The sequence below is a fragment of the Bradyrhizobium sp. USDA 327 genome (assembly GCF_041262065.1).
Lineage (GTDB): Bacteria > Pseudomonadota > Alphaproteobacteria > Rhizobiales > Xanthobacteraceae > Bradyrhizobium > Bradyrhizobium liaoningense.
On sequence record NZ_JBGCCW010000001.1, the window covers coordinates 5,582,171 to 5,608,152 of the forward strand.

A 25,982-nucleotide genomic window follows, 5' to 3' on the forward strand; every position below is an offset into this window, starting at 1 on the left:
AGTGCAGTCGACGACAGGCGTTGCGATTGCACGGGGATGGTTATTTTTCCTTGGAAGACCGCTTGTCCACGCCACAGCAATGACAATCGCGACGGCATGTCGTCAGCCTACCGGCAACGGTGCGTCGCGCTTGATCTCCTCCATCACCGCATAGGTTCGCGTCTCGCGCACGCCCGGCATCGACAGCAGAGTCTCGCCGAGAAAGCGTCGATAGGCGGCCATGTCCGCAAGCCGCGCCTTCACAAGATAGTCGAAGCCGCCGGCAACCATGTGACACTCCAGCACCTCGGGCGCGAGCTTCACCGCGCGCGCAAAGCGCTCGAAATTGTCGGGCGTGGTCTTGTCGAGCAGCACCTCGACGAACACCAACAGGCCAAGACCGAGCCGGTGCGGGTTGAGCCGCGCGCCATAGCCTTCGACAAAGCCCTCGCGCTGCAAGCGCTTCAGCCGTTCGCCGATCGACGTCGGCGACAGCCCGATACGCTCGGCGAGCTCGACATTGGCGATGCGCCCATCCTCCTGCAAGATCGAGAGGATTCTGCGGTCGATTCGATCAAGTTCCATATTATATCTATCAAAAGCGATGATGATCTTCATTTTCTAAGGCACTTCGACTAATTTGTCTATCGAACTACGGTAACGTGGGCCTTATCCTGTAAATCAGCCACAGGACACGCCATGCCGAACACCCCGCCTCCCTTCTCCGCTCCTTACGCACCCGACGACACCGAGATCGCCGCGCGCCTCTTGCCGGCGTCGCAGCTGTCCCCGCCGCAGGACGCGCGGATCGACCGCACCGCGACGCGGCTGATCGAGGCGATCCGCAAGCGTGACGACCGGCTCGGCGGGGTCGAGGACATGCTGCGGGAGTTCGCGCTCTCGACCAAAGAGGGGCTCGCGCTGATGGTGCTGGCCGAGGCGCTGCTGCGCGTGCCGGACGCGCGCACCGCCGACCAGTTCATCGAGGACAAGCTCGGCGAAGGCGACTTCATCCACCACGAGACGAAGTCCACCGCGTTCCTGGTCAACGCCTCGGCCTGGGCGCTCGGCCTCTCGGCGCGCGTGATCCAGCCCGGCGAGACGCCCGACGGCACCATCGGCCGGCTCGTGAAGCGGCTCGGCGCACCGGCCGTGCGTACCGCGACGCGCCAGGCGATGCGGCTGATGGGCAATCATTTCGTGCTGGGCGAGACCATCGAGCAGGCGCTGGAGCGGGGCCGGCCGCGCTCCGGCCAGAAGACGCGTTATTCCTTCGACATGCTCGGCGAAGGCGCGCGCACCGCGGCGGATGCGAAGCGCTACTTCGACGCCTATGCCAGCGCCATTGAAACGATCGGCAAGGCGGCAGGCAACCATCCCCTGCCCGACCGGCCCGGCATCTCCGTCAAGCTCTCGGCGCTGCATCCGCGCTTCGAGGCGATCAGCCGCGGCCGCGTGATGGCCGAACTGGTGCCGCTGCTGCTGGACCTAGCACAGCGCGCCAAGGCCCATGACCTCAACTTCACCGTCGATGCCGAAGAGGCCGACCGTCTGGAGCTGTCGCTCGACGTGATCGCGGCCACGTTGGCCGATGCCTCGCTTGCCGGTTGGGACGGATTTGGCCTGGCGATCCAGGCCTATCAGAAGCGCGCCGGCGCGGTGATCGATTATGTCGATGCTCTTGCCCGCGCACATGATCGCAAGCTGATGGTGCGGCTGGTCAAGGGGGCCTATTGGGACACGGAGATCAAGCGCGCGCAGGAGCGCGGGCTCGGCGGCTATCCCGTGTTCACGCGCAAGGCGATGACGGATCTGAACTACGTCGCCTGCGCGACGAAGCTGCTGGCCTTGCGGCCCCGCATCTTCCCGCAATTCGCCACCCACAACGCGCTGACGGTCGCGACCGTGCTCGAGCTTGCCGCTGATAGCGGCGGCTTCGAATTCCAGCGCCTGCATGGCATGGGCGAAGCGCTGTACGAGCAGCTGGCAAGAGATCACCCGGACATCGCCTACCGCACCTACGCGCCGGTCGGCAGCCATCGTGATTTGCTCGCCTATCTCGTACGGCGGCTCCTGGAGAACGGCGCGAACTCGTCCTTCGTGGCGCAGGCCGCCGACTATCGCGTGCCGGTGTCGGCGCTGTTGCAGCGTCCGGCAGATGCCATCGTCCGGCCGCAGGCGGCGGCCCATCCAAAAATCCCGTTGCCCTGCGATCTCTTCGCGCCGGAACGGCGCAATTCGCGCGGCATCGAATTCGGCGAACGTGCCGCGCTCGACCGGTTGCTGACCGACGTCAAGGCCGAGACGGCCCGCCTCGAGCCGATCGCCGATGCCTCGCCGGATCAGGGCAATGCGGCGGTCGCCGCGGCACGCGCCGGCTTTGCCGCCTGGAGCCGAACACCGGCAGGTGCGCGCGCGGCGGCGTTGGAGCAGGCCGCGCATCTGCTGGAGAGCCGCGGCGCCCACTTCATCGCGCTGCTGCAAGCCGAGGGCGGCAAGACGCTCGACGACGCGCTGTCGGAGCTGCGCGAGGCCGCCGACTTCTGCCGCTACTATGCCGCACAGGGCCGCAAGCTGTTCGGGGTCGAGGCTGCCATGCCGGGCCCGACCGGCGAGAGCAATGCGCTCGCCATGCGCGGCCGCGGCGTGTTCGTCGCGATCTCGCCCTGGAATTTTCCGCTGGCGATCTTCCTGGGACAGGTCACGGCAGCGCTGATGGCGGGCAACAGCGTTGTCGCGAAGCCCGCCGAGCAGACGCCGCGCATCGCGCGCGAGGCCCTGGCCCTGCTGCACGAGGCAGGCATCCCCAAGAGCGCGCTGCACCTCGTCACCGGCGATGGCCGCATCGGGTCCGTGCTGACCGCGCATGCGGATATCGCGGGTGTCGTCTTCACCGGGTCGACCGAGGTGGCCCGCAGCATCAACCGGACTCTCGCCGCCAAGGACGGGCCGATCGTGCCGCTGATCGCGGAGACCGGCGGCATCAACGCGATGATCGCGGATGCCACCGCGCTGCCCGAGCAGGTCGCCGACGACGTCGTGACCTCGGCCTTCCGTTCAGCCGGCCAACGCTGCTCGGCGCTACGGCTGCTGTTCGTGCAGGAGGACGTCGCCGACCGCATGATCGAGATGATCGCCGGCGCCGCGCACGAGTTGAAGATCGGCGATCCCTCAGACGTCGCAACCCATGTCGGGCCGGTGATCGACGAGGAGGCCAAGCAGCGCCTCGACGCGCACATCGCGCGGATGAAGCACGAGGCGCGGCTGCACTTTGCAGGCCACGCGCCGGACGGCTGCTTCGTCGCGCCGCACATCTTCGAGCTCAGGGAGCCCGGTCAGCTCACCGAGGAGGTGTTTGGCCCGGTCCTCCATGTCGTACGCTATCGCGCCGAGAACCTCGAACGCGTCCTGCAGGCGATCGAGCGCACCGGCTACGGGCTCACCCTCGGCGTCCATTCCCGCATCGACGACACGATCGAGGCGATCATCGATCGCGCCCAGGTCGGCAACATCTACGTCAACCGCAACATGATCGGCGCCGTGGTCGGCGTGCAGCCCTTCGGCGGCAACGGCCTGTCCGGAACCGGTCCCAAGGCCGGCGGCCCGCACTATCTGCCGCGCTTCGCCACCGAGCAGACGGTGACCATCAACACCGCAGCAGCCGGCGGCAATGCTGCTCTGCTTGCTGGGGAGGAGTGAGGCTCTGCATCCGGCGCCGTTGCATCCAGCCGAAACATCGGTCTAATGCTCGATGATGCGCCCGCGCCAATTCCAGCGCGCGGGAAACGACAAGAGCGAGGGAGCAACGCCGCGATGGACAAGGGCATTTTTGCGGGACTGAAGGTTCTGGACTGCGCCAGCTTCATTGCAGCGCCCGCGGCCGCGACCGTGCTGTCGGATTTCGGCGCCGACGTCATCAAGATCGAGCCGCCCGGCACTGGGGACCCCTACCGCAATCTGCCGAACCTGCCGGGCTATCCGACCGGCGAGCACAATTTCGCCTGGCTGCTGGAGGCCCGCAACAAGAAGAGCATCGCGCTCGACCTCTCCAAGTCGGAGGCGCAGGCGGTGCTGTACAAGCTGGTGGCGGAGGCCGACGTCTTCATCACCAACATGCCGCCGCCGGTGCGCGCCAAGCTCGGCATCACCTACGACCATCTCGCCCATCTCAACGACCGGCTGATCTATGCCTCCTTCACCGGCTATGGTGAGAAGGGTGAGGAAGCCAACAAGCCCGGTTTCGACAGCAACGCCTATTGGGCCCGCTCCGGTCTGATGGACCTCGTCCGCGCCGACACCGACACCACGCCGGCCCGCTCGGTCGCCGGCATGGGCGACCATCCCTGCGCCATGGCGTTCTACGGCGCCATCGTCACTGCACTCTATCAGCGCGAGAAGACCGGCAAGGGCTCGCACGTCGCCTCCAATTTGATGGCGAACGGCGTGTGGGCGGCGAGCGTGCTGGCACAGGCAAAGCTCTGCGGGTCCAAGTTCGGCGAGCGACGACCGCGCGAGCGCGCGCTGAACGCGGTCGCCAACCATTATCAGTGCAAGGACGGCCGCTGGCTGATCCTGTCGCTGCTCAACGAGGAGAAGCAGTTTCCGACGCTGGCCCGCTGCCTCGGACGCGAGGACTTGATCAATGATCCCCGCTTCGCCACCAAGGCCGACCGTCACGCCCGCTCGGTCGAACTGATCAAGATTCTGGACGACACTTTCGCGACCAGGAATCTCGCCGAATGGCGGGAGATCCTCGACGGCAACGGCCTCGTGTTCGGCGTCGTTGCCATTCTGGATGACATCCCGAACGACAAGCAGATGCTCGAGAACGAAGTGCTGGTACCGTTCGAGAACGACACCATGCTCACGATCAACAGTCCGATCTGGATCGACGGCGCGAAGAAGGTGCAGCCGCGCAAGCCGCCCGCCGTCGGCGAGCACAGTGACGAAATTTTACGTGGCGCGGGATACGACGAGGCGGCGATCAAGCAGCTGCGGTCGAACGGGGCGGTGGGATAGGCCGGCGCGCCGGCGTTACTTCCGCGCGATCAAGCCGCTCACCAGCTCCAACAGCTCCGCCTTCGCCTCACGGCGGAAGCCGGCTCGGGGCGTGGCGAGTTGGCGAAAGAGCAAGCCAATCAGCGCCGAGACGAACAACTCGGCGTGGCGGCGTGGGTTTCGTGACTTCGCAGCTTTCAGCGCAAGCTCCGCACTCTGCCGCCACGTGTCAAACCACTCGGCGACCACGGGCCGATAGTGCTCTTGCCTCGCGGCGGCCAGGAAGGCCTCATAGCAGGCGATATGCGTCTCGGCTTCTGTGCTGAGCTCGCGGACGTAGAAATCGACCAGCGCGTCGATCCAGGCCTCCACCTCGAACGCCTTGTCCTGAAGGCTGAGAGCCAACGCACGCAGCCTGCCGACTTCGCGCGCCAGAGCGAACTGCAGGGCCGCCTCAACCAGCGCATCACGGGTTCCGAAATGATGCGTGACCGCACCGAGCGAAACCCTGGCCTCGGCCGCGACCGCCCGGTGGGTCACGCCGTCAAGTCCATGTCGCCCGATGATGCGCAGCGTTGCCTGCATCAGGGGCCGCTCGCGCTCGCCCGACTCTGTTTTTGAATCCCTGCTCATCCGGCCCAGCATCCAGCTCTTGACCCGCGACAGAACAAATGTTCTGTTGTACGGATCATATGTAATATGATTGTCCAGGCCCCCGAAGGCAAGGAGCGTTCAATGCCCAGCTACCGCCTCCACTATTTCCCCGAGTCAGGCAACAGCTACAAGCTCGCGCTGATGCTGACGATGTGCGGCGAGCGGTTCGAACCGGTCTGGACCGATTTTGCCGGCGGCATCACACGCACGGCGGAGTGGCGCAAAGCCGTGAACGAAATGGGCGAGATTCCCGTGCTCGAGATCGACGGCGTGAAGATGACGCAGACGGCGCCACTCCTGCTGCAGCTTGCGGAGCGGTATGGCCGCTTCGGCGCCGAGAGCGCCGACGAAGAGTTCGAGCTCTTGCGCTGGCTGTTCTGGGACAACCACAAGCTCACCGGCTACATGGCGACCTATCGCTTCATGCGCGCCTTCACCGAGAAAAACGATCCGCAGGTGCTGAAGCATTTCCGCCGGCGGCTCGAGGATTTCCTCGGCATCCTCGATGGACACCTCCAGCACAATGACTTCGCGATCGGGGCGAAGCCGACGGTCGCCGACATCTCGATGATGGCCTATCTGCACTATCCGAGCGATGAGCACGGCTTCGATTTCGCGGCGAGCCATCCCGCCATCCACGCCTGGCTCGGCCGCATGGCCGCGCTGCCCGGCTGGAAGCCGGCCTATGAGCTGCTGCCGGGCAAGCGGATGACGAACTACGCGAAGTGAGAGCGCTAGCGCCAAAGCCTCAGCGCCGTCATGGCCGGGCTTGTCCCGGCCCATCCACGATCTTGAGCGTGGATACGAGAACGTGGATGCCCGGGACAAGCCCGGGCATGACGAAAGAAAGCGGAAGTTACCGCAGCGACAGCCAGCCGAGCGTGAACAGAATCCCGCCGATGATGACGGCCGCCGCGACCGCCCAGGTGCTGACGCGGACGCTGCCGGTGACCTGCTTGGCTTCCTCATTGCGCGCGATCTCGCGATTGCGCTCCTTGTTCGCCTCGCTGGTATTCGTCATGAATCATCCAAATCGCTTGTTGGTTTAACGCGTCTTGATGAAGCACATGCCGATGCGGCGCGAGGCCGCGGCAGCCTGACAGGTGAGACCGTTAGCACAGCTCCATGACGGAAAACTCTTGTCCGGCGTTCCCGATCCCTCATCTTGCAGGGAACAATGCGCGCCCCAGCCGTCCTGATATTCGGTGCCGGCGAGTTCCTTACCTCCGCGGGTCTGCGGCCGGCTGGCAAATCCGCGTGAGAAATCAGGCCGCTTGCCGGCGGCGAACGCGGTCAGAATGTCGCGGCGGCGGAGCTGGTCGCCGAAAAAATGCGGCGAGGCCGGCACGATGGCGGAATTGAACGGGTTGTCCGCGAGCCAATCGACGCCAGGGAAATGAAAGCCGCCGATGCCGCGGGTCTGGTGGCAGCCGGCGCAGGTGACGTCGTTGAGACGGCGCTGGAAACCCGCGACCGAGCGGACGTTCTGCATGTCGATGCCGCGTGCCGCCGCCTGCTTCAACGCGCTGACCACGTCGCCATCGGTGATGACTGGATCGCCGCTACCCTCTCCTTGCATCATGCCGAACTCGGGCTGCAGCGCCGAGGCATCGAGGCCGGCGGGGGTCGGCACCACCGCGGCCCTGGCCAGGAATTTCTCCGGGATCAGCACGGTGCCGCGATCGAACTCGCGCAAATGATCAGGCGCGAGCAGCCAGGCCTTGAAGTCGCGCCGGAGCGCATCGTCAACGAGAATCCTGTCGCGGTCGATCTGGTTCTCCAGCGTCGATTCCTCGAACGTCTTCGTGGCGGCGTCGTACTTGAACACCTTGAGCAGATAGTCGGAGCGGAAATCGTGCAGCGCCGATTTCGGCGCGACCGAGACCTGGATGTTGGTCTCGATCCGGTCGAGCATGGCGTCGTCAGGCGAGAAGCGACTGCCGATCAGCCCTTGCCAGTCGCCATTGTCCAGCCAGCGCCGCGCGACCTCGGCGCAGGTGATCGGCCTGCCGTTTCCATCCGTCTGGCGCGCGTCGCGCGCCTTCATCACGAGGTTGAGCGTCATCGGCAGGCGCGTTGCGGTCTTGCCGCCATCCGGCCTGCTGTCGAAACGCGCGAGACGGTAGACCAGCCGGATCTCGCCGCAGGACTCCTCCGACACATAGGCGCGGTCCATGCGGTTGACGATCCCGGCCAGCACGAACCGCGTGTCGCGGGACTTCAGATTGGCCCGATCGAACAATTGCACGTCGAAGCCCTCGCCGACGCCGATGGTCTCGGTTGGATATGTCGCCATGTACCGCGCGATGTAGCGATCGAATTCAGCATCGATCGCCGGCGGAATCTCTTTCAGCTGCGGCAGCGACGCGAACATCAGGTCGGTCGTGAGCGGGACGTCCACGTTCCGCTCCGGCGAGAGCAGACGCGAGATCGTCAGCGTATTGTTCTGGTCGAGCTTGCGCAGGAGATCGGGATCGGTGATCACCGTACCGCGCGTCAGCGCAGTATCCTCCGCTGCGAATAGCGAAACGACGCCGCCTAGCAATACGGCGGCAGCAATGAGAATTCGCAACACGCGGCTCATGCCTCAGGTAACACCGCGCAGGGACGCCTATTCAAGTAAAAAGGCGCCTCACATGGTAGTGAAGCGCCTTTTCGAAAGTCGATATCGAACGCTCAGCGCGACACGATCAGGCCCCTGCTGGTGACGACCACCCAGCGGCCGTCCTGACGGCGGATCGCATCGACGCGGCCGACGCCGGGGATGGGATCGCCGGGGTAGACCTCGTAGAGCCCGTCGCGGCCCTCGATCAGCGCACCGCCATTGCCGGCATTGCGCAGCCTCCAGCCTTCGATCGTCGGCAGACGTCCGACCTCGGTCTTGGGCGCGGCAGGCGCCGGTGCCGCTGCGGCGGTCGCAACCTGGGTCGGCGCGATCGAGCCGGTGGTCTCCCTGGCGGGAGCTGCTGCAGCCTGCGCGGAAGCTGCGGGCGGCGTGGCGCGGAGCTTGTCGACGGTCTCGGACAGTTTTGCGATCTTCGCCAACGGCTCGGCCTGCGCCTTCTCGAGCTTGTCGAGGCGGTCGTTGGTCCGGTTGAACTGGCTGACGCCGGTTTTCGAGCTCTGCTCGACATTGGCCTTCAGCGCGACAAGGTCGGCATCGATCCGGGCGACCGAAGCATCCAGCGCGCTGGTGTCGGCGACCTGCACCGGCGCCTGGGCCGGGGCGGCGAAACGCATCATGCCGGCGGTCGCAAGCGCCCCGCTGATCGCGCCGACGCAGGCGGCGATCGCCACCACCGCGGCCATCGCGGACAAGCGGCGCTTGCCGCCGGTCTCGCGCGGCTCGTCCGCCTTCACATGGGGGGCGAAGTCCTCGCGGTCCCAGGACCGGTCCGAGGGCGCCATGACGATCAGCTTGCCCGGCTTTGGCTCGGGTTCGGCTTTCGCTTCGAGTTTCGGCACGTCGATCCGCGGCGGCTCGACTTTGGGAGCATCCGCCTTGACCGGATCCGGCTTGGGCGGCGCCTCGTGGTCGGGGGCGATCGAGGGGGCGTCGATACCGGCGGCAGCCTCGACGGTCTGCGGCGCTGCGTCAACAGCACCGGAATCCTGGGCAGCCTGGTCGGGCATTGATTCGCTCACGGCTCAAATACTCCAGTCTGGATTGACCTTTTGGTAACTTTCATTGCTTGCGAAATCCTTACCTTCGGACCCGCTTACCGAAACTTTAGGAATTGATCCGGGGCCGAATTGGGCCGGGAAAATGGAACCGGCGTGGCGGGTGTGAAACAATTTGTAACCGGAGGAAGATGAACGGCGGCGCAACGCCCGGCCGTCGCCCTTCGAGCCTCGTCCCGCTTGAGCCTCAGGGTAATTGTGATGGAGCGAATGCCCGCTGCCTCCACGTCGTCACTACGACGGAGGGGCCGCCACCTGCAGTGCCACATCACAGTCCGTCACATCACCACCGGCGCATCCGGCAGCTCGTTCGATGGCGGGCCCTGCGGCGGGAAATGCCGCGCCAGTTCGCGCGACACCGCCTCGATGCCGCCGATCACGCCGCGCTCGAACCGGCCCGACCTGAACTCGGACTCCATCGCGCGGCAGATCGTCTCCCACCCCTCTGCGCCAACCTTCGAATCGATGCCGCGATCGGCGACGATCTCGACGTCGCGGTCGGCGAGCAGCAGATAGATCAGGACGCCGTTGTTGTGCGCGGTGTCCCAGATGCGCAAGAGCGAGAACTCGTCGAGTGCGCGCTCGCGCGCCGGCTGGTTGCGGAACAGCGGCGCGCCGTCAAGCGCGCCTTCGACGACGAAGCGGACCTGACCGGAATGGGTCGCCTCGCCGCGCTTGATCGCCTGCTCGATGCGGTCGAGCACGGCTTGCGGGAAAATCTGCTTCGCCCGCCAATGATGCTGCACGAGATGCCTGGCAATGCGCTTGATGCTCATGATCGCTACCAGTTCCCCGAGGCGCCGCCGCCGCCGAAACTGCCCCCGCCGCCGCTGAAGCCGCCGCTACTCGACGATCCGCTGCTCCATCCGCCCGAAGAGCCGCTCGACCACGAGCTGCCGCGCGAGCGGCCCGTGCCCGGCCCCATTGCTGAAAACAGATCGGCAATGAACCCGATGATGAAGCCGAGCACGCCGACGGCCGCGGCGATCGCGGCGGAGCCGAGGATGAGCCAGGTCACCGCCGCGATGATGCCCCCGGTCACCAAGGATCCGAGCAGCCGTCCCAGGATCGCGCGGAAGAACCCGCCGACGCCTATCGAGGCAAACAGCGCCACGGCAAACACCGGCATAAGGTCGTCCAGATTGTGGGCGAAGTTTGCGCTGCGCGACGGTGACGGCAGCGGCTCGCCATCGATCACTCGCATCATGCGGTCGACGCCTGCGCCGATGCCCGCGGCGAAGTCGCCGCTCCTGAACTTGGGGGTGATATCCTCGTCGATGATGCGCCTTGACGTGACGTCGGTCAGCGCACCTTCGAGGCCATAGCCGACCTCGATGCGCAAATGCCGGTCGTTCTTGGCCACGACGAGGATTGCACCGTCGTCGACCTTCTTGCGGCCGATCTTCCAGGCCTCCGCGACCCGGATCGAGAATTGCTCGATCGTCTCCGGCTGCGTGGTCGGCACGATCAGGACCGCGATCTGACTGCCCTTGCGGTTCTCGAAGTCAAGCAGCTTCTGCGACAGCGCGGCGATGTCGGCGCTGGAGAGCGTGCCGGTCTGATCGACGACGCGGCCGGTGAGCTGGGGGACGGCGACGTCGGCGTGGGTGGGGAGCGCGAAGGCAAGGAAGATCGCGATAGCGAGGACGCATGAGGCCACCACTGAATACGCCCGCCACACACTCGGTGTCATCGCCCGCGAAGGCGGGCGATCCAGTATTCCAGAGGTCGCCCTGCTTGAACCGTGAAGCCGCGGCGTACTGGATTCCCCGCCTGCGCGGGGAATGACGGCGGTGATTGAGGCTTGTCGCATTCGAAAAACGGCGCGCGCTTACTTCGATGGCGCCGGGGCCGGGTTGAAGTCCACCTTCGGCGCGGTCGAGATCGCCTTCTCGTTCTCGACCGAGAAGTTCGGCTTCTCCTTGTAGCCGAACGCCATCGCGGTGAGGTTGCTCGGGAATGAGCGGATGGTGACGTTATACTCCTGCACCGACTTGATGTAGCGGTTGCGCGCCACCGTGATCCGGTTCTCGGTGCCCTCCAACTGCGACATCAGATCCTTGAACAGCGCGTCGGACTTCAGTTGCGGATAGTTCTCGGTGACGACCAGCAGCCGCGACAGCGCGCTGGAGAGTTCGCCCTGGGCCGCCTGGAACTTCTGGAACGCGGCGGGATCGTTCAGCACCTCGGGCGTCGCCTGGATGCTGCCGACCTTGGCCCGGGCGTTGGTGACGCCGAGCAGCACGTCCTTTTCCTGCTGGGCAAAACCCTTCACCGAGTTGACGAGGTTGGGCACGAGATCGGCGCGGCGCTGATACTGGTTCACGACCTCGGACCAGGCAGCCTTGATCTGCTCGTCCTCACTCTGGATCGCGTTGTAGCCGCAATTGGTCAGGCTCAGCGAGGCCAGCGCCGCCAGCACGGTCAGGATCTTGCGCATCAAATTTCTCCCGGTGGAATCTGACGCAAACTACCAGATCGAGCACGCGAGACGCCAGAGCGCTCGAAAAGCAGCCGGCTGACGCAAGCCTCTTGCCTATCGCAGGCCGACATAGTCAACTCCGGCAAAACAAAAGCGGAAACGCCGGAGGAGACGCCATGTCCTCGTTCGAGACCATCCTCGTGGAGAGGCCGGATCCGGCGATCATCCGGGTCGTAATGAACCGGCCCGAGGCGCGCAATGCGCAGAACCTGCAAATGACCTACGACCTCAATGCCGCTTTCGACGCGGCGGTGCAGGACGATGCGGTCAAGGTGATCATCCTCGCCGGCAATGGGCCGCACTTCTCGTCCGGCCATGACCTGCGCGCGGGCGGCAAGAATGCCGCAGGCGTCGATTTTCCGCCGATCGGACATTGGGGCGGTTTCGCCGAAGCCGGCGCCCATGGCCGCTTCGCCCGCGAGCAGGAAATATATCTCCAGATCACGCGGCGCTGGCGCAACCTCGCCAAGCCGACCATTGCCGAGGTACATGGCAGGTGCATCGCCGGCGGGCTGATGCTGGCCTGGGCCTGCGACCTCATCGTCGCCAGCGACGATGCGCAGTTCTGCGACCCCGTCGTCACCATGGGCGTCTGCGGCGTCGAATGGTTCGTGCACCCCTGGGAACTCGGCCCGCGCAAGGCCAAGGAATTCCTGTTCACGGCCGACAGCTGGAGCGCGCAGGAGGCGCACCAGCTCGGCATGGTCAACCAGGTCGTGCCGCGCGCGGAATTGTCTTCGCGCGTGCTCGAACTGGCGCGCCGGATCGCGGCAAAACCGTCCTTCGCGCTGAAGCTGACCAAGGAAGCGGTGAATCGTTCGGTCGACGTGATGGGCCAGCCCGCAGCGATCGACCAGGCTTTTGCACTGCACCAGCTCTGCCACGCCCATAATCTCCAGGAGTTCGGCATGATCGTCGATCCCTCCGGATTGCATCCCTCCGTGCGCAAGCCGCCGGCGGCCGCGGAGTAAATACGATGGACCTCAACCTCAGTGACGAGCAAAAGCTGCTGCGCGAAAGCGCAGACCGCTTCGTGGCGGAGAGCTACAATGCCGATCACCGCCGCAAGATGGCGAACGACCCGCTCGGCTTCAGCCCTTTGGTGTGGAAACAATTCGCCGAGCTCGGCTGGCTGGCGTTGCCGCTTCCCGAAGAGTTCGGCGGGCTCGGCGGCGGCGCGGTCGAGATCGGCATCTTGATGGAGGCCTTCGGCCGCGGGCTGGTATCGGAGCCCTATGTCGCAACCGCGGTGCTAGGCGCCGCGCTGATCGCCAGATGCGGCACCACGGAGCAGAAGCAGGCGAGCCTGCCCAAGGTGGCAGATGGATCACTGAAGCTTGCCTTTGCGCATTCCGAGCGCGCGGCCCGGTTCGATCTCGCCAAGGTCACGACCAGCGCCAACAAGACGGCGCAAGGCTGGCGCCTCGCCGGCAGCAAGGTCGCCGTGCTCGACGGACACGCCGCCGACCAGATCATCGTCTCCGCGCATATCCACGACCATCGGGGGCCGTCGGGGCGGATCGGCCTGTTCCTCGTGCAGGCGACGACGCCGGGCCTCGTCATCAGCGATTATCCGCGTCTTGGCGGCGGACGTGCCTGCAACATCGAGCTGTTCGACGTGCATCTGCCGGAAGACGTGCTGCTCGGTGACGGCAGCGATGCTCTGCCGGCGATCGAATGGGCCGTCGACCGCGCCATGGCGGCACTGGGTGCGGAAGCCGTCGGCATCATGCAGACGCTGCTGGACACGACGCTGGAATACACCAAGATCCGAAAGCAATTCGGCCGGCCGCTCTCCGCCAACCAGGTGATCCGCCACCGCCTCGCCGACATGGCGATGCAGGTCGACGAGGCCCGCTCGATGGCGCTGCGGGCCGCGTTGAAGGTGGATGCTGCGCCGATCGAGCGTGCCCGGGCGGCGTCGGGCGCAAAAGCGAAAATCGGCAGATGCGCGCGCTTCGTCGGCGAGCAGTCGATTCAGCTCCATGGCGGCATGGGCGTCACCGAGGAGCTCGAGGTCGGCGCCTATTTCAAGCGGCTCGTCGCCTTCGACACCCTGTTCGGCGGCAGCGCGCATCATTATGGCCGCCACGCCCAGCTGAGCCGCAGGGCCGTCTCGGCCTGACACAAGGAGCGCATCATGGACCTCTCGTTCAATGCCGAGGAGCGTGCCTTCCAGGACGAGGTGCGCGGCTTCATTGCGAAGAACCTCACCGAGGAGATGAAGCGCGCGACCGCGCTGACGCCGTCGGTGTTCTCGGACCCCGACATCGGCATCGCCTGGCAGCGCGCGTTGCACCGCCAGGGCTGGGGCGCGCCTGGCTGGCCGGTCGAACATGGCGGGCCGGACTGGACGCCGGCACAGCGCTGGATTTTCGAGACCGAATGCGCGCGCGCCGGCGTGCCCAATGTCAACGTGATGGGCGTGAAGATGGTCGGTCCCGTCATCATCGGCTTCGGCTCACCGGAGCAGAAGAACTTCTACCTGCCGCGCATTCTCTCCGGCGAGGACTATTGGTGCCAGGGCTATTCCGAGCCGGGCTCGGGCTCCGATCTCTCCTCGCTGAAGACCCGCGCGGTGCGCGACGGCGACGACTACATCATCAACGGCACCAAGATCTGGACCACGCATGCCCACCACGCCAACCGCATGTTCGCGCTGGTGCGCACCAGCGACGGCCCGCGGCAGCAGGACGGCATCAGCTTCATCCTGATCGACATGAAGACGCCGGGCATCACCACGCGCCCGATCCTCACCATCGGCGGCGACCACGAGGTCAACCAGGTGTTCTTCGACGACGTGCGCGTGCCGGTCGCCAACCGCGTCGGCGAGGAAGGCAAGGGCTGGACCTACGGCAAGTATCTGCTCGAATTCGAGCGCGGCTCTGGCATTGCCTCGGCCAAGCTGCGCGAAGGGTTGAAGGCGATCGCGGATCTTGCCGAGTCGGATCTCACGGGCCGCGCGATCGACAGCCCCGATATCGCGACGCGCATCTCCGAGGTCGAGGTCGACATCGACGCGCTGGAGATGACCGAGCTGCGCGTGCTCTCGGCATTGCAAACCGGGCAAAATCCCGGCGCGGTGTCGTCGATCCTGAAGCTGCGCAATAGCGAGATCCGCCAAGCCGTGACGCGGCTGGGCGCCGACGTGATCGGCCACGACGCCCTCGCCGTCGAGCCGATGCGCCCGCTCTACAAGCTCAACCACGAGCCGGCGACTCCCGAGGAGATGCTGACGGTGATCCCGGAATATCTCAACGGCCGCGCCTACACGATCTTCGGCGGCACGTCAGAGATCCAGCGCGACATCATCGCGAAGATGATGCTGGGGATCTAGCTGGGCTGGCGCTCCACCCTCCGCCGTCGTCCCGGACAAGCGCAGCGAAGCGGAGCGCAGATCCGGGACGACAGCGGAGATTGGAACGACGAGGAGAGTTAACCCGCCGCCTTCGCGTCCCGGATCGCCTGCCATATTTTCTGGGGCGTCAGCGGCGTATTGAGCTGGGTAATGCCGAGCTCGGCGAGCGCGTCCATCACGCCGTTGGTGACGCAGGGCGGGCCGCCGATGGCGCCGGATTCGCCACAGCCCTTGGCGCCGAGCGGGTTGGTGCGGCAGGGCGCGGAGCCGTCCAGCGTCACCTCGATCGGCGGAACGTCGTCGGCGCGCGGGATGCAGTAGTCCTGGTAGCTCGCGGTGAGGAGCTGGCCGTCGGCATCGTAGGAGACGCCTTCGTACAGCGCCTGGCCGATGCCCTGCGCCACGCCGCCATGGATTTGGCCGGTGACCAGCATCGGGTTCACGGCGACGCCGACATCGTCGACCGTGGTGTAGCGCACCACCCTGGACACGCCGGTCTCGGGGTCGATCTCGACCTCGCAGATATGCGTGCCGTTGGGCCAGCTCGGACCGTCGACCTCACCTTCGGAATCGACGCTGAGCTTGGCGCCGCTCTCCTTCTCGGCGAGATCGAACAGGCTGATGCGACGGTCGGTGCCGACCACGGTGAGCATGCCGCCCTGGTACTCGATGTCCTCGACCGAGGTCTCCAGCACGTTGGCCGCCTTCTCGCGCGCCTTCTGGATCAGATCATTGGAGGAGACCGCGACCGCTGTGCCGCCGACGAACAGCGAACGCGAGCCGACGCTGCCAAAGCCCATGGCGAGATCGGTGTCGCCCTGGACCACGTCGATCTTGTCCATGGGAATGCCGAGCGTGTCGGAGATCATCTGCGTGTAGGTGGTCTGCAGCCCCTGCCCCATCGCCATGGTGCCGGAATGCAGCACGACGCGCCCTTGCGAGGTCGCGTGCAGGCTGACCTTCTCGGTGTGCGCGCGACCGCCGGTCCACTCGATGTAAGAGGTGAGTCCGCGGCCGTAGAGCAGGCCCTTCTTCTTCGCCGCCTTCTTGCGCGCGGCAAAGCCGTCCCAGTCGGCGAGCTTCACGGCCCGATCGAGCATGTGCGCGAAGGCGCCGGAGTCGTAGACCTGGCCCGCCGCGTTGGTATAGGGCAGCTGCGCCGGCTTGATGTAATTGGCCTTGCGGATCGCGCGCGGATCCATGCCGATCTTTCGCGCAGCCGCGTCGAACAGACGCTCGACGATGAAGACAGCCTCGGGACGGCCCGCGCCACGATAGGCGCCCACCGGGGCGGTGTGCGTCATCACCGACTTCACCTCGAAATGCACCAGCGGCAGATCGTAGACGCCGGTCTGCACGAAGGGCCCGAGCACCAGCGGGATGATGTTCGCCGCACCCGAGGAATAGGCGCCGGTGCAGCCGATCGACTTGACGCGATAGGCCAGCACCTTGCCCTTCTCGTCCAGCGCGAAAGCCGCCGTCGAGGTGAGATCGCGGCCGTGGGTGCCGCCGACGAACTCGTCGGTGCGGTCGCCGCGCCAGCGGATCTTCCTGTTCAGCTTGGTCGCGGCATAGGCGACGATGCCGTCCTCCGGATAGAGGTTGGTCTTCTGGCCAAAACCGCCGCCGATGTCGCCGACCAGCACGCGCACACTGTCCTTCGGACGTTTCAGCACGGCTTCCGCCAGCACGTCGCGGGTCGAGGCCGGGGTCTGCGACTGCACATGCAGCAGGAGACGGCCGGACTTCTTGTCGATCTCGGCAATAGTCGAACGCGGCTCCATCGCGGAAGGCACGAGGCGTTGGCTGACGAGATCGAGCTCGACGGTATGCGCGGCCTTGGCGAAGGCCTCGTCCACCTTGGCCGCATCGCCGTAGCTCATGGCACCGACGATGTTGTCGGGCGCCTCCGGCCACACCACGGGCGCGCCGGGCTTCACGGCCTCGACGGGATCGACCACCGCGGGCTGAACGTCGTACTCGACGACGATCGCTTCGGCGGCGCTCTGCGCCTCCACGCGCGATGAAGCCACCACTGCCGCCACGGCCTCGCCAGCATAGCGCACGATCTCGTGGGCCAGCAGCCGGCGCGGCGGCACGGTCATCGGCTTGCCGTCGGGGCGCTTGAAGATGTTGAGCGTCGGGATGCTGCCGATGTCGTCCTTGACGAGGTCGGCGCCGGTGTAGATTGCGGTGACGCCGGGCATTCCGGCCGCGGCGCTGGTGTCGATCGAGACGATCTTCGCGTGGGCGTGCGGCGAGCGCAGCACGTGCAACCACAGCGCGTCGTCCGCCGGCTTGTCGTCGATGAACTGCCCCTTCCCGGTGAGCAGCCTCTGGTCTTCCAAACGCTTGACGGGCTGGCCCGCTCCGAAACGCAAATTGCCGGGAAGAATGTTCATTATGTCCTCGATATCCGGAAAACGACCGCGGCGGTTTTAACCGATTTTGCGGGCCAGACAACCGAGCCGCGGCACATCTGCAATGCGTGCCGCGCCGCTTTTAGCCGGGCAAATCGCGGGTTAGGAACGCTCGATGTCGATGATGCCCACATTCACGTCACGGGTGCCCGAGCCCCGCTTGACCGTGAGGCGAACGGTCTTCCCGGCGCCGGCCTGCTCCAGCGCATCGGTCAGGTCGGAAAGGCGCCGCACCGGCTTGCCTTCGACAGCGGTGATGATGTCTCCAACCGCTCCAGTCGAAAGGTTGACACCGCGAATCCCCGCCCGCTCGGCAGGACTACCGGGGGCCGTCCGCACCACGATCACCCCTTCGACGCCAAGCCGGGTCGAAACATCCTCGCCGGCGGCTACGATGCCGATGCCGGGTGTCGGCACGCGCCCGTTGCGAATGAGCTCGGGCACAATCCGGTTCACGACGTCGACCGGGACCGCGAAGCCGATGCCGGCGTTCGAACCGGACGGCGATATGATCGCCGTCGTAACGCCGATCAGCCGGCCGGCGGAGTCCAGCAACGGTCCGCCCGAATTGCCCGGGTTGATCGCGGCATCCGTCTGAATGACGTTGGCAATCTCCCGGCCGCCATGGGTCGGAAGCCTGCGCTTGAGCGCGCTGATGATGCCGCTCGTCATCGATTGGTCCAGTCCGAACGGATTGCCGATCGCGAAGGCGGATTGCCCGACCTTCAGGTCGCTCGAACTGCCGAGAGCCACCGGCGGCGGAAGCTCGCGCACGCTGCGGATCCGCAGCACCGCAAGATCGTAATTGGGAGCCGTGCCGACGAGGTCGACCTGGGCCACCTCTCCCGAGGCAAAGCGCACGGCGATCTCGCCGCCACTGGCGACGACGTGATTGTTCGTCACGAGATGCCCGTCGCGATCCCACACGAATCCCGTGCCGGAAGAGCCGCCCTGGCCTTCCTCACCCATGAGAGGATTGGCCGCGGATTTCACCGCCACCTGGACGACCGAAGGAGACACGCGCTCGAAGATTTCGATGGTCGCCTTTTCGCCATCGGACAGCGGACCGCGCTGCTCGACCGCGCGTGCGGAGGGCGCCGCCCATGGGACAGGGACATGCAGGATCTTCGCGGCAGTGACGGCAAGCAGCAGGGCGGCGAAGGCTGCCGCGGCAATCGCGTAGCGACGATTCATCGGTGACCACCGTCTCCAGTGCTGAATGCGGCCTTGGGATGCATATGCATGGGGTGACAGATCCGGCTTACGCTGCAACGTCGCAAACGAACGGAAGTTTCCCGGTTGGGCAGGTAAGGGCTTTTCTGGCTCATGCACGGGTGCCGGGGCATATTGCCGCGTAGTAAACAGCTAGGTCAGCTCGCGCAGCGCCATTTCCACGACCTTCCTTGCCTCGGCCGTGAGCGGCACCTGCGGCGGGACGGGATCGCCGACGTCGTAGCCCTGGATCGAAAGCCCCGCCTTGATGCAAGCGGCGAGGTTGAAGCGGGCGAAGGCTTCGTTGATGCGCCACAGCCGGCGCTGCAGCGCCATGGCCTCGTCCCAGCGGCCGGCCGCGCAGAGGTCGTACAGCGCGACGCTCTGGCGCGGGATGATGCAGGCCGGGCCCGCCATCCAGCCGCGGCCGCCGATCAGCATCACTGCGGCGGGGATATGGGCCGAGGCGGAGAAGACCCGCAAGGCATCGCCGCAGCGGTTCATGATCGAGAGCAGCCGGCCGGAGTTGGTCGAGGCATCCTTGATGTAGCCGATGCGCGGATGTTCGGCGAGGCGCGCAATGACGTCGAGGGTGAGATCGGAACGCTGAAATTGCGGATTGGTGTAGATGACGACGGGGATGTCCACGGCATCGGCGATGGCGCGGAAGTAGGATTCGACCCCGGCATCGGCCAGTGGGAAATAGGCTTCCAGGATCGCCAGGATGCCGTCGGCGCCGAGCCTCTGGTAGGCTTTCGCCTGCGCCACCGCATCCGCCGTCGAGGTGGACGCAACGCCTGCGATGACCGGCACGCGGCCCTGCGCGGCTTCGATCGTGGTCTGCACGATCGCCGTGCGTTGCTCGGCGTTGAGATAGGCGAATTCGCCGGTCGAGCCCAGCGGCGTCAGGCCGTGCACACCGGCGCCGATCAGGTCGTCGCAGAGCTTTGCGAGCACGTTGGTCCGCACCGTGCCGTCGGCATCGATGGGCGAGACGAGATAGGGAAAGACACCGTGGAATTCGGACATGTAAGGTGCATTCGGGACATCAGGCCGCCATGGCGCCCCTCAATCGCTGCTAACACGGGGCAAAATCGCCAGCAAGCCTGTGCATTGACGACTTTTTAAGGACGTTGCGCAGCAACGATCGTCTCGTGTCCCTTCCCTACCCCTTATTAGGAACAAGCAGAGATGGTGCCGGCCATGACTCTGACAATGTTGTCCAGATTCCTGCATCCCGATCCGCGCATCCGGCGCGAGCTCGTGGATCTCCTGTACACGTCGCTTCCGCAGGTGTCCGCCATTGGCGTCACGTCGGTGACGGGCGCGGCCGCGCTGACGCTCATGAGCGGCGATACCGGCTATGCCGTGATCTCGGTCTTCATCTTCATCACGGCCGCAGCCCGCATCGCTTCCCTGTTCCGCTACAAGTCGCGCGCTGCGCAATTCTCCGATGCCGACGTGATCCGCTGGGAAGGGCTCTACGGCGCCGGCGCGTCCACCTTCGGTCTTGCGCTGGGCATGTTGTCTTATCGCGCGCTCCAGCTCGACGACGGACCCGGCGCCTGGATCGCATTCGGGCTTTCGATGTCCTTCTGCGTCGGCATGGTCTCGCGCGCGGCGATCCGACCCTGGATCATCCTGACCACCGCCGCGGTGCTGTTGATGCCGACCATCCTGGCCGGCCTGCTCCGCCCCGAGCTCGCCTACAAGCTCGGCGCGGTCATGCTGGTGTTCTTCTGGCTCACATTGCGCGAGGCGTCCAAGCATCTCAGCGCCGCCTTCGTCGAGCGGCTCGAAGCAAAGCACCGGCTGGCGCGCCAGGCGACCCACGATTTCCTGACGGGATTGCCGAATCGCGCCGCGTTCTTCCAGGCGCTGGCGGAGACGCGCGGAAACTTCGCCATCATCGCCATCGACCTCGACGGCTTCAAGCCGGTCAACGACCGCCACGGCCATCACGTCGGCGACGATCTGTTGCGCCAAGTGGCGGAGCGGCTGTCGTTCTGCATCGGCGGGACCGGACTTGCCGCGCGCTTCGGCGGCGACGAGTTCATGATGCTCAAGCCGGTTGCCGCAGGCGAGGACGGCCGCGAGGAAGCACTCGCCCTGGCGCGCCGGGCCATTCTCGATCTTTCGATCCCGTTCCTGCTGACCGACATTCCGGTCCGCATCGGCGCGAGCGCAGGAATTCTCGTCAGCGCTGGCGCCGCAACCGCCGGTGCGACGGCGCAGCTTCTCGAGCAGGTCGACCGCGCCCTCTACGCAGCGAAACGTGCCGGAGGCAGCCGCTGCGCATGGGCGGATGAGGACATCCGCCTCGAACGCGCAGCAGGCTGAAGCTGCCGCCTTCGATCACGCCTTGAGCAGCCGCACCCGCGTGCCCCATGGATCGATCGCCTCCACACCATTCGCAAGCGTGGTGAGCTGCGCACCGCCCTTGCGCAGGCGTTCCTCCTGCGCGGAGAGAATGTCCTGCTTCGCCGTCACCAGCGAGAACCATGCAAGGCCCGTGGTGGCATCATCGCGCTGGTCGGCGCCCTGGCTCTGCCAGACGTTCAGGCCGAGATGATGGTGATAACGGCCCGATGACAGGAACGCGGCGCCGCTGCGCTTGCGCGTCGGATCAAGCCCGATCGTGCCGTGATAGAAGCTCTCGGCCTGCGCGAGATCGCCGACGCGCAGATGCATGTGGCCGACGCGCAAGCCGTCCGGCGCCTTGGCATAGTCGGCGACGCGTGTATTGGTCAGCGACAGCAGGTCGGGGATGTTGAGCTCGTCGGTCGCCATCTTGACGCTGCCCTCGCTCCATTGCCATTGCGAGGGATCGCGGTCGGCATAGACCTCGATGCCGTTGCCCTCGGGGTCGTCGAGATAGACGGACTCGCTGACGAGGTGATCCGCAAAACCCGACAGCGGCACGCGGTGCGAGGCGGCATGCACCAGCCAGCGCGCGAGGTCTTTTCGCGTCGGCATCAGGAAGGCGGTGTGGTAGAGGCCGGCGGCATTGCGCGGCTCGATTCCCGCATCGGGACGGGCCTCCAGCACCAGCAGCGCCATGCCGGCCGTGCCGAGCTTCGCGGCGGTCGCCGAACGCTCCATCACGGCAAGCCCGATCACGTCGCGGTAGTAGTCCGCAACCTTGTCGAGATTCTTCACCCGCAGCGTCACCATCCCGACCCGCATCGGCGTGCGGCTGGCAAAGGTCGGCCCGCCGCCTTGAGGAACGCCCTCGGCACGCGCCGCGGCTGCAGCCGCCATCGCGAGCGAGGTTGCGCCGGCGAGTTGCAGCAGAGTGCGGCGGGTGAGATCGATGGTCATCGGTCAGGGCCCGTTCAAAATGGTTGAGGCCATGCGGCGCATGTCGGCCGATTGCTACACGTTCCCGTGAGCGGGTCCCAATCACATGTTCGTCGGCCGCGCGGAGGGAAGTCCTGGCCACCCGGCCAGTTTCGCACGCGCCTGCGATATCCCAGATTGAGGGCAGCTTACAGGAGCTTGCCATGACCGCCCCTACTCCCCTGTCCTCCCTGTCGTTCGCGCTTGCGGACGTGGTGACGCGCACGGCGCCGTCCGTCGTCTCCGTGCGTTCGCACCGCTCCCGCGCCACCGGCTTCGCCTGGAAACCCGGCCTGATCGTCACTGCCGACGAGGCGCTGGCGGACGAGGGCGCGGTCGAGATCGGCCTTGCCGACGGAAGCACCGCGGCCGCCACGATCGCCGGCCGCGACCATACGACTGACATCGCACTGCTGCGCGTCGATGCCGCCGTCGCGCCGGTCAAGCTCGCCGCGACAGTCCCGCCGCTCGGCGCCTTGTCGGTGGTGGTCGCCACCAATCGCGAGACGCCGAGCGCCGCGCTCGGGATGGTGTCGGCATCCGGCAAGAGCTGGCGCTCCTTACGCGGCGGCGACATCGATGCCCGGATCGAGCTCGACGTCCGCCTGCGCGGCAGCCAGCAGGGCGGTCTCGCGCTCGATGCATCGGGCGAGGCCTTCGGCATGGCCGTGCTCGGACCGCGGCGCGTCCTGGTGATCCCGACGGCGACGATCGAGCGCGTCGCGGCGCATTTGGAGGCGCGCGGTCGCATCGCGCGGGGATATCTCGGCCTCGGGCTCCAGCCGGTACGGCTCGACGACGGCATCGGCGCCATGGTGATGAATGTCGACAAGGCCGGCCCCTCGGCCGCGGCCGGCATCCGTCAGGGCGACGTGATTGTGGCAGTCAACGGCCAGAAGCTGTCCGGCGTGCGGGCGCTGGCGCAAACGCTCGGACCTTCGAGCGTCGGCGCGGTGGTCGACGTCGCGGTGCGCCGCGGCGGCGAGCCGGCCAGCTTCAGGGTCACGGTCGCCGAGAGGCCGGAGGCGTGAGCGAAGACAAGACGGCCGAGATCGTGCTCGCGCTGGAGATCGACGACCCCGCCCTCGCCGATCGCCTGACGGCGCTGCTCGGCAATATCCCCGGGCTTCGTCTCGCCGCGCCCGGCGAGCAGGCCGCCGCGACGATCGTCGCGCGCGATCCGCGCATCATACCCGAAGACATCGCGCTGACGCAGCGCGAGCTCGACGTGCTGGCGCTGATGGCGGAAGGTGCCTCGAACAAGATGATCGCGCGTCAGCTCGGCATCTCCGTGCACACCGTGAAATTCCATGTCGGCTCGTTGCTGGACAAGCTGGACGCGACCGGCCGCACCGATGCAGTCGCGCACGCCGCGCGTCGCGGCGTGATCGAGCTTTGACGCCGCCCAGCCTCACGGCGCTGACGCCGCCGGGAAGCTGAGCTTGACCGTGAGGCCCGGCGCATTGTCATGCAGCGCGATCTCGGCGCCATGAAGGTGCGCGACCGCGGCGACGAGGCTGAGGCCGAGGCCATTGCCCGGCGTGTAGCGGCTCCGTTCGAGCCGGTAGAAGCGCTTGAAGACGTGATCGCGCTGCCCGGCGGGAATGCCCGGACCGTCGTCGGCAATCGTGATCACCGCAGCGCCATCGGCTCTGCGGCAGGTCACGGTCACCTGCCCGCCCTTGCAGCCGTGCTTGATCGCGTTATCGACGAGATTGGCAATGGCGTCGAACAGCAGGTCGCGGTCGCCCGTGATCGCCACGTCGCGTTCTCCGGCAAGGGTGAGCTTTGTAGTAACCTGCTCGGCGGCGGCATCGTAGAGCTCGACGACCTCGCCGGCGATCTCGGCGAGATCAAGGGCGCGGAAGGCGCCGGTGCGGGCGCGGGTCTCGATCTCGGAGATCCGGGTGATGGAAGTGAACATGCCGAGCACGGCATCGAGATCGGCGATGGTGTCCCCGATCAGCGCGGCGTCGGTCTCGCTGTTGCGCGGGGCGTGATAGGCCTTTTCCAGCCGGCCGCGCATGCGCGTCAGCGGCGTCCGCAGATCGTGCGCGACGTTGTCGCTGACCTGCTTCACCTCGCCCATCAGTGTCTCGATGCGGTCGAGCATCTGGTTGAGGTTTTCGGCGACGCGGTCCCACTCGTCGTTGCTGCCGCGCAAGGGGATACGCTGGTCGAGGCCGGAGAGCATGATGGCGCGGCTGGTGGCGTTGATCTGTTCGATCCGTCCGACCGTGCGCCGCGTCACCAGCACGGCCGCGAGCCCGGCGAGCACGAGCAGCAGCATGGCGACCGCGACCATCGCGAGCTCGATCATGCCGGTGAAGCCGTCATGATCGACGACCGTGCCGAGCCGGCGCTCCACGTAAGCGAGCGTGCCGAAATAGACATAGGCCATGATCGCCGCGACGATCAACCCGAACGCCGCGATCGCGATCAGCGCGAGGCGAAAGGTCGAGGAGCGAAGGGTCTTAGCCAGGAGCACGGAGGCAATATCCGATGCCGCGGATGGTATGGATCAGCGGATAGGCCTGGGCATCGTCGACCTTGCGACGAACGCGCCCCACATAGACGTCGATGATATTGGTCGACGGATCGAAATGCAGGTCCCAGACGTGCTGAAGCAGCATCGCGCGAGATACGACGCGGCCCTCGTTGCGGACGAGATATTCGAGCAGCTGGAATTCGCGCGGCAGCAGCGGAATCTTGCGGCCGCGGCGGGAGGCAGCCCGAGCGATCAGGTCGATCGCGAGATCGCCGACGCGCAGAAGCGTCTCCTTGGCGATGGTCTCGCTGCGGCGGCCGAGTGCTTCGAGCCGCGCCAGCAATTCGGTGAAGGAGAACGGCTTGACGAGATAATCGTCGCCGCCGGCGCGCAGGCCGCGCACGCGGTCGTCGACTTCGCCGAGCGCGGAGATGATCAGGAAGGGCGCGACGATGCCGTCGTCGCGCAACTGGCGCATCACGCTGATGCCGTCGATATCGGGCAGCATGCGGTCGATGGTGATCACGGCATAGTCACGCGCGGCGCCGTGGCTCAGGGCTTCGCGGCCATTGGCTGCGAGGTCGACGTCGTAGCCCGAGACGGTCAGCTCCTCGACGAGCTGGCCTGCGGTTTCCGGATCGTCCTCGACGACCAGGATGCGACGGTGACCTCCGCTCATGACAAGCTCCGCGTGACGATCGCCACCAGACTATCCCGTTCCGGGGCTGAGCGGAACCGCCCGGTGGCGATCGCGACAATGGTGCGGTACGGCGATGCGACTACCAGTAGTCTCCGCACACATTGACCCATTGCCACCCATAGGGCGTCCAGCTCCTGCTCCAGCAGCCGTCATTGTAGCCGCCGTAGAAATAGGGCGCGCCGAAGACGGCGAAACGACGGAAATGGTGGCGATGGAAGCCGTGGCGGCCGTGCCAGCCTGCGCCGGCGAAGCGCGGCCCGATCGCCGCATGCGCGAAACGCGCGCCGCCGAAGGCAGGCCCGCCGAAATGAGCGAAACGTGCGCTGCCAATGCCGCCGGCCCGCATGCCGCCGAAGCCGCCGGCGTGCATGCCACCACCGAAATGGCCGCCGCCACCGAAATGGCCACCGCCGCCGAAGCCGCCATGGCCCCCACCGCCGCCACGAGCGAGCACCGGTGAAGTGAGCGCCATCATCGCGGCGACCGCCGCCGCGGTGAGGCCTTTGAGAAGCCTGCCGTTCATCGAAACATCCTCCTTGCAGTGCGGCGGTCAGCGCGCCGCACGAGGACGATCAGATGAGGCGAACGGGCTGTCGCCTTCAACTTACAAATGCGCCAGATTCTGACGCGGGTGTTAGGGAGATCGCGCTCTCTCCCCGTCATTGCGAACG

24 protein-coding genes are annotated in these 25,982 nt (G+C 66.2%); 9 read left to right on the top strand and 15 right to left on the bottom strand.

Annotation, left to right across the window (positions count from 1 at the left end; all coding sequences use genetic code 11):
* Nucleotides 1–102: 102 nt before the first annotated feature.
* Complete coding sequence (locus ABIA42_RS26315; RefSeq protein WP_028182007.1) at nt 103–564, bottom strand: Lrp/AsnC ligand binding domain-containing protein; 462 nt, start codon at nt 562–564, stop codon at nt 103–105.
* A 114-nt stretch (nt 565–678) separates the two neighbouring features.
* Between ABIA42_RS26315 and putA the strand changes: the two genes are divergently transcribed.
* Together putA and ABIA42_RS26325 are read left to right on the top strand one after the other, a co-directional pair.
* Nucleotides 679–3,678 (top strand): bifunctional proline dehydrogenase/L-glutamate gamma-semialdehyde dehydrogenase PutA, encoded by a 3,000-nt coding sequence (gene putA / locus ABIA42_RS26320; RefSeq protein WP_370119680.1) that lies wholly within the window; start codon nt 679–681, stop codon nt 3,676–3,678.
* Between the two features lie 114 nt (nt 3,679–3,792).
* A complete protein-coding gene (locus ABIA42_RS26325; protein ID WP_370119677.1) occupies nt 3,793–4,998 on the top strand; it encodes a CaiB/BaiF CoA transferase family protein in 1,206 nt (401 codons plus the stop codon).
* A gap of 15 nt (nt 4,999–5,013) precedes the next feature.
* Here the strand turns inward: ABIA42_RS26325 and ABIA42_RS26330 are convergent, their stop codons facing one another.
* Nucleotides 5,014–5,622: a TetR/AcrR family transcriptional regulator gene (locus tag ABIA42_RS26330; RefSeq protein ID WP_370119674.1), complete on the bottom strand. Its 609-nt coding sequence runs from the start codon at nt 5,620–5,622 to the stop codon at nt 5,014–5,016.
* 90 nt (nt 5,623–5,712) lie between these two features.
* Between ABIA42_RS26330 and ABIA42_RS26335 the strand changes: the two genes are divergently transcribed.
* On the top strand, nt 5,713–6,360 hold the full coding sequence (locus tag ABIA42_RS26335; RefSeq protein ID WP_271527733.1) for a glutathione S-transferase family protein: 648 nt from the start codon (nt 5,713–5,715) through the stop codon (nt 6,358–6,360).
* A 127-nt stretch (nt 6,361–6,487) separates the two neighbouring features.
* On the opposite strand, the gene ABIA42_RS26340 is transcribed toward ABIA42_RS26335, so the two are convergent.
* From ABIA42_RS26340 to ABIA42_RS26365, 6 genes are all read right to left on the bottom strand, one after another.
* Nucleotides 6,488–6,652, bottom strand: a complete 165-nt coding sequence (locus ABIA42_RS26340) for a hypothetical protein (RefSeq protein ID WP_271527734.1) — start codon at nt 6,650–6,652, stop codon at nt 6,488–6,490.
* 24 nt (nt 6,653–6,676) lie between these two features.
* Complete coding sequence (locus ABIA42_RS26345) at nt 6,677–8,215, bottom strand: hypothetical protein (protein WP_370119669.1); 1,539 nt, start codon at nt 8,213–8,215, stop codon at nt 6,677–6,679.
* 92 nt (nt 8,216–8,307) lie between these two features.
* A complete protein-coding gene (locus ABIA42_RS26350; protein WP_271527785.1) occupies nt 8,308–9,264 on the bottom strand; it encodes a hypothetical protein in 957 nt (318 codons plus the stop codon).
* Nucleotides 9,265–9,590: 326 nt separating this feature from the next.
* Nucleotides 9,591–10,088 carry a TPM domain-containing protein gene (locus ABIA42_RS26355; protein WP_370119666.1) on the bottom strand — a complete coding sequence of 166 codons (498 nt, stop codon included), beginning with the start codon at nt 10,086–10,088 and terminating at the stop codon, nt 9,591–9,593.
* A gap of 5 nt (nt 10,089–10,093) precedes the next feature.
* Nucleotides 10,094–11,005, bottom strand: a complete 912-nt coding sequence (locus tag ABIA42_RS26360) for a YgcG family protein (protein ID WP_370119663.1) — start codon at nt 11,003–11,005, stop codon at nt 10,094–10,096.
* Nucleotides 11,006–11,143: 138 nt separating this feature from the next.
* Nucleotides 11,144–11,752, bottom strand: a complete 609-nt coding sequence (locus ABIA42_RS26365) for a LemA family protein (RefSeq protein ID WP_370119660.1) — start codon at nt 11,750–11,752, stop codon at nt 11,144–11,146.
* 158 nt (nt 11,753–11,910) lie between these two features.
* Between ABIA42_RS26365 and ABIA42_RS26370 the strand changes: the two genes are divergently transcribed.
* From ABIA42_RS26370 to ABIA42_RS26380, 3 genes are read left to right on the top strand one after another with little or no spacing between them, the layout of a single operon-like run.
* Complete coding sequence (locus ABIA42_RS26370; RefSeq protein WP_370119657.1) at nt 11,911–12,765, top strand: enoyl-CoA hydratase; 855 nt, start codon at nt 11,911–11,913, stop codon at nt 12,763–12,765.
* Between the two features lie 5 nt (nt 12,766–12,770).
* Nucleotides 12,771–13,919 carry an acyl-CoA dehydrogenase family protein gene (locus ABIA42_RS26375; protein ID WP_370119655.1) on the top strand — a complete coding sequence of 383 codons (1,149 nt, stop codon included), beginning with the start codon at nt 12,771–12,773 and terminating at the stop codon, nt 13,917–13,919.
* A gap of 15 nt (nt 13,920–13,934) precedes the next feature.
* Nucleotides 13,935–15,131: an acyl-CoA dehydrogenase family protein gene (locus tag ABIA42_RS26380; RefSeq protein WP_370119652.1), complete on the top strand. Its 1,197-nt coding sequence runs from the start codon at nt 13,935–13,937 to the stop codon at nt 15,129–15,131.
* 98 nt (nt 15,132–15,229) lie between these two features.
* Here ABIA42_RS26380 and ABIA42_RS26385 read toward each other — a convergent pair whose 3' ends face one another.
* From ABIA42_RS26385 to ABIA42_RS26395, 3 genes are all read right to left on the bottom strand, one after another.
* On the bottom strand, nt 15,230–17,554 hold the full coding sequence (locus ABIA42_RS26385; RefSeq protein WP_370119649.1) for a xanthine dehydrogenase family protein molybdopterin-binding subunit: 2,325 nt from the start codon (nt 17,552–17,554) through the stop codon (nt 15,230–15,232).
* 120 nt (nt 17,555–17,674) lie between these two features.
* Nucleotides 17,675–18,766: a S1C family serine protease gene (locus ABIA42_RS26390; protein WP_370119646.1), complete on the bottom strand. Its 1,092-nt coding sequence runs from the start codon at nt 18,764–18,766 to the stop codon at nt 17,675–17,677.
* Between the two features lie 171 nt (nt 18,767–18,937).
* Nucleotides 18,938–19,813: a dihydrodipicolinate synthase family protein gene (locus ABIA42_RS26395; protein ID WP_370119643.1), complete on the bottom strand. Its 876-nt coding sequence runs from the start codon at nt 19,811–19,813 to the stop codon at nt 18,938–18,940.
* Between the two features lie 174 nt (nt 19,814–19,987).
* Here ABIA42_RS26395 and ABIA42_RS26400 point away from each other — a divergent pair, with 174 nt between their 5' ends.
* Nucleotides 19,988–21,124 (top strand): diguanylate cyclase domain-containing protein, encoded by a 1,137-nt coding sequence (locus tag ABIA42_RS26400; RefSeq protein WP_370119640.1) that lies wholly within the window; start codon nt 19,988–19,990, stop codon nt 21,122–21,124.
* A 15-nt stretch (nt 21,125–21,139) separates the two neighbouring features.
* On the opposite strand, the gene ABIA42_RS26405 is transcribed toward ABIA42_RS26400, so the two are convergent.
* Complete coding sequence (locus tag ABIA42_RS26405) at nt 21,140–22,105, bottom strand: VOC family protein (RefSeq protein ID WP_370119637.1); 966 nt, start codon at nt 22,103–22,105, stop codon at nt 21,140–21,142.
* Nucleotides 22,106–22,287: 182 nt separating this feature from the next.
* Here ABIA42_RS26405 and ABIA42_RS26410 point away from each other — a divergent pair, with 182 nt between their 5' ends.
* Nucleotides 22,288–23,154 (top strand): S1C family serine protease, encoded by an 867-nt coding sequence (locus ABIA42_RS26410; RefSeq protein ID WP_370119634.1) that lies wholly within the window; start codon nt 22,288–22,290, stop codon nt 23,152–23,154.
* Complete coding sequence (locus ABIA42_RS26415) at nt 23,151–23,522, top strand: response regulator transcription factor (RefSeq protein WP_370119631.1); 372 nt, start codon at nt 23,151–23,153, stop codon at nt 23,520–23,522. Before ABIA42_RS26410 ends, ABIA42_RS26415 begins: the two co-directional genes overlap by 4 nt.
* 12 nt (nt 23,523–23,534) lie before the next feature.
* Here the strand turns inward: ABIA42_RS26415 and ABIA42_RS26420 are convergent, their stop codons facing one another.
* The 3 genes from ABIA42_RS26420 to ABIA42_RS26430 all read right to left on the bottom strand — a co-directional run bounded on the left by ABIA42_RS26420 (nt 23,535) and on the right by ABIA42_RS26430 (nt 25,834).
* On the bottom strand, nt 23,535–24,611 hold the full coding sequence (locus tag ABIA42_RS26420; RefSeq protein WP_271527747.1) for a HAMP domain-containing sensor histidine kinase: 1,077 nt from the start codon (nt 24,609–24,611) through the stop codon (nt 23,535–23,537).
* Nucleotides 24,598–25,290 (bottom strand): response regulator transcription factor, encoded by a 693-nt coding sequence (locus ABIA42_RS26425; protein WP_370119628.1) that lies wholly within the window; start codon nt 25,288–25,290, stop codon nt 24,598–24,600. Before ABIA42_RS26425 ends, ABIA42_RS26420 begins: the two co-directional genes overlap by 14 nt.
* Nucleotides 25,291–25,390: 100 nt before the next feature.
* Nucleotides 25,391–25,834, bottom strand: coding sequence for a hypothetical protein (locus tag ABIA42_RS26430; protein WP_370119625.1), 444 nt, complete (start codon nt 25,832–25,834; stop codon nt 25,391–25,393).
* Nucleotides 25,835–25,982 lie beyond the last annotated feature (148 nt).

What these genes read in the sequence shown, in the direction of transcription:
- ABIA42_RS26315 (WP_028182007.1), bottom strand. Translation starts at nt 564, where the DNA reads ATGGAACTTGATCGAATCGACCGCAGAATCCTCTCGATCTTGCAGGAG.
- putA (WP_370119680.1), top strand. Translation starts at nt 679, where the DNA reads ATGCCGAACACCCCGCCTCCCTTCTCCGCTCCTTACGCACCCGACGAC.
- ABIA42_RS26325 (WP_370119677.1), top strand. Translation starts at nt 3,793, where the DNA reads ATGGACAAGGGCATTTTTGCGGGACTGAAGGTTCTGGACTGCGCCAGC.
- ABIA42_RS26330 (WP_370119674.1), bottom strand. Translation starts at nt 5,622, where the DNA reads ATGCTGGGCCGGATGAGCAGGGATTCAAAAACAGAGTCGGGCGAGCGC.
- ABIA42_RS26335 (WP_271527733.1), top strand. Translation starts at nt 5,713, where the DNA reads ATGCCCAGCTACCGCCTCCACTATTTCCCCGAGTCAGGCAACAGCTAC.
- ABIA42_RS26340 (WP_271527734.1), bottom strand. Translation starts at nt 6,652, where the DNA reads ATGACGAATACCAGCGAGGCGAACAAGGAGCGCAATCGCGAGATCGCG.
- ABIA42_RS26345 (WP_370119669.1), bottom strand. Translation starts at nt 8,215, where the DNA reads ATGAGCCGCGTGTTGCGAATTCTCATTGCTGCCGCCGTATTGCTAGGC.
- ABIA42_RS26350 (WP_271527785.1), bottom strand. Translation starts at nt 9,264, where the DNA reads ATGCCCGACCAGGCTGCCCAGGATTCCGGTGCTGTTGACGCAGCGCCG.
- ABIA42_RS26355 (WP_370119666.1), bottom strand. Translation starts at nt 10,088, where the DNA reads ATGAGCATCAAGCGCATTGCCAGGCATCTCGTGCAGCATCATTGGCGG.
- ABIA42_RS26360 (WP_370119663.1), bottom strand. Translation starts at nt 11,005, where the DNA reads ATGACACCGAGTGTGTGGCGGGCGTATTCAGTGGTGGCCTCATGCGTC.
- ABIA42_RS26365 (WP_370119660.1), bottom strand. Translation starts at nt 11,752, where the DNA reads ATGCGCAAGATCCTGACCGTGCTGGCGGCGCTGGCCTCGCTGAGCCTG.
- ABIA42_RS26370 (WP_370119657.1), top strand. Translation starts at nt 11,911, where the DNA reads ATGTCCTCGTTCGAGACCATCCTCGTGGAGAGGCCGGATCCGGCGATC.
- ABIA42_RS26375 (WP_370119655.1), top strand. Translation starts at nt 12,771, where the DNA reads ATGGACCTCAACCTCAGTGACGAGCAAAAGCTGCTGCGCGAAAGCGCA.
- ABIA42_RS26380 (WP_370119652.1), top strand. Translation starts at nt 13,935, where the DNA reads ATGGACCTCTCGTTCAATGCCGAGGAGCGTGCCTTCCAGGACGAGGTG.
- ABIA42_RS26385 (WP_370119649.1), bottom strand. Translation starts at nt 17,554, where the DNA reads ATGAACATTCTTCCCGGCAATTTGCGTTTCGGAGCGGGCCAGCCCGTC.
- ABIA42_RS26390 (WP_370119646.1), bottom strand. Translation starts at nt 18,766, where the DNA reads ATGAATCGTCGCTACGCGATTGCCGCGGCAGCCTTCGCCGCCCTGCTG.
- ABIA42_RS26395 (WP_370119643.1), bottom strand. Translation starts at nt 19,813, where the DNA reads ATGTCCGAATTCCACGGTGTCTTTCCCTATCTCGTCTCGCCCATCGAT.
- ABIA42_RS26400 (WP_370119640.1), top strand. Translation starts at nt 19,988, where the DNA reads ATGACTCTGACAATGTTGTCCAGATTCCTGCATCCCGATCCGCGCATC.
- ABIA42_RS26405 (WP_370119637.1), bottom strand. Translation starts at nt 22,105, where the DNA reads ATGACCATCGATCTCACCCGCCGCACTCTGCTGCAACTCGCCGGCGCA.
- ABIA42_RS26410 (WP_370119634.1), top strand. Translation starts at nt 22,288, where the DNA reads ATGACCGCCCCTACTCCCCTGTCCTCCCTGTCGTTCGCGCTTGCGGAC.
- ABIA42_RS26425 (WP_370119628.1), bottom strand. Translation starts at nt 25,290, where the DNA reads ATGAGCGGAGGTCACCGTCGCATCCTGGTCGTCGAGGACGATCCGGAA.
- ABIA42_RS26430 (WP_370119625.1), bottom strand. Translation starts at nt 25,834, where the DNA reads ATGAACGGCAGGCTTCTCAAAGGCCTCACCGCGGCGGCGGTCGCCGCG.